Source organism: Streptococcus sp. GMD4S (genome assembly GCF_000296955.1).
The window spans coordinates 1-3,185 of record NZ_AJRE01000122.1 but is presented as its reverse complement, the minus strand read 5'-3'; the positions used below and the strand labels follow the sequence as shown (position 1 = coordinate 3,185).

At 42.6% G+C, this 3,185-nt stretch carries 3 protein-coding genes and 1 pseudogene; 3 read left to right on the top strand and 1 reads right to left on the bottom strand.

Features of this window, described 5'->3' with window-relative positions:
* Positions 1 to 76 precede the first annotated feature (76 nt).
* Positions 77 to 1,045, bottom strand: coding sequence for an NAD(P)/FAD-dependent oxidoreductase (locus GMD4S_RS07555; RefSeq protein ID WP_000081038.1), 969 nt, complete (start codon positions 1,043 to 1,045; stop codon positions 77 to 79).
* Positions 1,046 to 1,181: 136 nt separating this feature from the next.
* Here GMD4S_RS07555 and cdaA point away from each other — a divergent pair, with 136 nt between their 5' ends.
* From cdaA to glmM, 3 genes and pseudogenes are all read left to right on the top strand, one after another.
* Positions 1,182 to 2,039 (top strand): diadenylate cyclase CdaA, encoded by an 858-nt coding sequence (gene cdaA / locus GMD4S_RS07545; protein ID WP_001011081.1) that lies wholly within the window; start codon positions 1,182 to 1,184, stop codon positions 2,037 to 2,039.
* Positions 2,026 to 2,823, top strand: coding sequence for a CdaR family protein (locus tag GMD4S_RS07540; protein WP_001230924.1), 798 nt, complete (start codon positions 2,026 to 2,028; stop codon positions 2,821 to 2,823). The genes cdaA and GMD4S_RS07540 overlap by 14 nt, the downstream gene beginning before the upstream one ends.
* 30 nt (positions 2,824 to 2,853) lie before the next feature.
* Positions 2,854 to 3,185, top strand: a pseudogene (gene glmM / locus GMD4S_RS07535) (phosphoglucosamine mutase); the annotation flags it as partial.

Here is a 3,185-nt window from a genome sequence, read left to right as displayed (position 1 = left end):
AACCACAGACTCAGAAAAATAAACAAGATTGCAGATGAACTATAAAACCACGAATCGTTGATCCGTGGTTCTTTTATTATAAACTGGTTGAGTGTTTGGGTTGTACTTTTTGCTCAGGGTCGATGTAGTTAATGGAATTGTTGACAGCAGTTGGTGCTTCACCAAGACCTGTTGCAATCAAGTCAATCTTACCATCGTAGTAGCAGCAGTCACCGATAGCGTAAATTCCAGCTTGGCTTGACTCCTGCTTGCTATTGACAATAATCTTATGGCGGTTGAGATCTAGACCCCAGTTTTTAAGATTTCCGACAGAGGACTTGAAGCCGTAGTTGACAAAGAGGTGGTCTACCTCAATCGTTTCGGCTTCATCCGATTTGATTTTTGTGATTTCCAGTTTATCAAGTGTTTTTCCATTTCCAAGGAGTTGGCTAGGAACGAATGGTGTCTTGATAGTCACAGATGATTCTTGTAGGGCTTGCACACTGTGTTCCAAGGCACGGAAGTTATCTCGACGGTGAACAAGAGTAGTTGGGGCGATTTTTTCGAAAGCCAATGCCCAGTCAACTGCTGAGTCCCCTCCACCAAGGATGGTCACTTTCTTACCAGCGTATTGCTGGATATTGGCAACGTGGTAGTGGATATTTTCATAGTTTTCGACGCCATCTAATTCGAGCGGACGAGGTTTAAAGGCACCACCACCCATGGCAATGATGACTGTTTTGGTCAGGTGGCTGCCCTTGTTGGTTGTGATGGTAAAACCTTGATCTTGTTTCTCTATTTCAAGAACAGTTTCGTTGAGGTGAACAGGTGTGTCAAAGCCATCTAGCTGCTCAAGTAAACGCTTGGTTAACTCTTCTCCAGTTAAGTTTGAAAAACCTGGCACATCAAGGATTTGCTTTTCAGGGTAGAGGATGGCAGGCTGACCACCGAGCTGGGGAAGAGAGTCGATGATTTGGACTTTGGCTTGGCGTAGGTGAGCGTAAAAGGCAGCAAAGAGGCCGACAGGACCGCCACCTACAATGGTAATATCATAGAGTTGAGACATGATTTCTCCTTCGTTTTTTCTAGTCAGTTTATTTTATCATAATTTTGCTTAATTTAAAATGAAGTAGGATGGGGAAAAAATGAGCAGAAAATGGTATAATAGTACGGAAAGTGTTTTGACAGGGAGGAGGCCAGGGATGAATTTTCAACAATTATCCAATTTGCAATACTGGACGAGTTTGTTTTCAAGTCCTTGGACGATAGTCATCAATCTGATTGATATTTTGATTGTGACTTATATTTTGTATCATTTTACCAAAGCGATTGCAGGGACTAAAATCATGATCTTGGTTCGGGGAGTTTTGGTCTTTATTCTAGGTCAGATTCTGTCCAATATGATTGGCTTAACGACCATTTCATGGTTGATCAATCAGATTATCACCTACGGGGTTATCGCAGCGGTGGTTATCTTTTCGCCAGAGATTCGGACTGGTTTGGAGAGATTAGGTCGAGCTACTGATTTCTTCTACAATGCCCCTATTAGTGCAGAAGAGCAAATGGTTCGTGCCTTTGTCAAATCAGTCGAGTACATGAGTCCGCGTAAGATAGGTGCTCTGGTTGCTGTTCAGCGAGTGAGAACCTTGCAGGAATATATCTCTACTGGAATTCCTCTAGATGCGAAAATCTCATCCGAGTTATTGATTAATATCTTTATCCCTAATACTCCCTTGCATGATGGTGCTGTCATTATCAAGGAAGACCGGATTGCCGTCACTTCAGCCTATCTACCCCTGACCGAAGATACCGGGATTTCCAAGGAGTTTGGAACGCGTCACAGGGCGGCGATTGGTTTGTCGGAAGTGTCAGATGCTCTTACCTTTGTGGTTTCGGAAGAAACGGGTGGAATCTCAATCACCTATAATGGAGTCTTTAAGCATGATTTGACCTTGGAAGAGTTTGAATCGGAGTTAAGAAGAATCTTACTTCCAAAATCAGAGAAAAAGCAAGGTCTGAAAGAGCGCTTGCTAGGAGGATTGAAACATGAGAAAAAATAGTCTATACATCATTTCTTCCTTCTTTTTCGCCTGCATTCTCTTTATCTATGCAACATTGACAAACTATCAGAATAGCAACAGTGCCAGACAGGTGCGGACGGAGACTTATACAAACACAGTTCTTAATGTCCCAATTGATATTCAGTATGACAGTGATCAGTATTTTATCAGTGGTTTTACATCTGAGGTGACGGTCTTTCTAACAGGCTCAAACAGAGTTGCTTTAGCGAGTGAGATGCAGGAAAGTACCCGCAAATTTAAGGTGACGGCTGATCTTTCTGATGCTAGTGTAGGAACCATCGAAGTTCCTCTGACTATTGAAAATTTACCGAGTGGTTTGACGGCTGTTGCGACACCGCAAAAGATAACAGTGAAGGTTGGTAAAAAAGCAAAACGAGACAATGTCATTGTTGTGCCGGAGATTGATCCTAGTCAGATTGATTCTCGCGTGAAAATCGATACCGTTACTGTATCAGATGAAAAAGTAACGGTTATTAGTGATGAGGAAACCCTCTCCAAAGTAGATCGTGTCATTGCCATCTTACCGACGAGTGAACGGATAACTAGAAACTACTCGTCCTCTGTTCCTCTACAAGCAGTCGATAAAAATGGAAATGTCTTACCAAGCGTCATTATGCCATTTGACACTACAATGAAAATTACAACCAAAACAGTATCGTCTAGCTCGAGTTCTTCGTCTATGACCTCATCAACAGGGTCCTCGACTAGCAGCTCGTCTTCAACGAGTTCAGAAACAAAACCAGACTCGTCTAAACAAGAATAAATAAAAAAGTAGAAAAGGATGATTAACAACATGGGTAAATATTTTGGGACCGATGGAGTCCGTGGAGAAGCAAACGTAGAACTGACGCCAGAATTGGCCTTTAAATTAGGACGTTTTGGTGGATATGTTCTTAGTCAACATGAAACGGAAGCCCCTAAAGTCTTTGTAGGACGTGATACACGTATCTCAGGAGAAATGCTAGAATCTGCCTTAGTGGCAGGTCTCCTCTCTGTAGGGATTCACGTCTACAAACTCGGTGTCCTTGCAACACCAGCAGTAGCTTATTTGGTCAAAACTGAGGGAGCCAGTGCAGGTGTCATGATTTCCGCTAGTCACAACCCAGCCCTTGATAATGGAATTAA

Bases quoted from the DNA above. Each gene is read 5' to 3' on its own strand.
- GMD4S_RS07555 (WP_000081038.1), bottom strand. From the start codon at position 1,045: ATGTCTCAACTCTATGATATTACCATTGTAGGTGGCGGTCCTGTCGGC.
- GMD4S_RS07540 (WP_001230924.1), top strand. From the start codon at position 2,026: ATGAGAAAAAATAGTCTATACATCATTTCTTCCTTCTTTTTCGCCTGC.
- cdaA (WP_001011081.1), top strand. From the start codon at position 1,182: ATGAATTTTCAACAATTATCCAATTTGCAATACTGGACGAGTTTGTTT.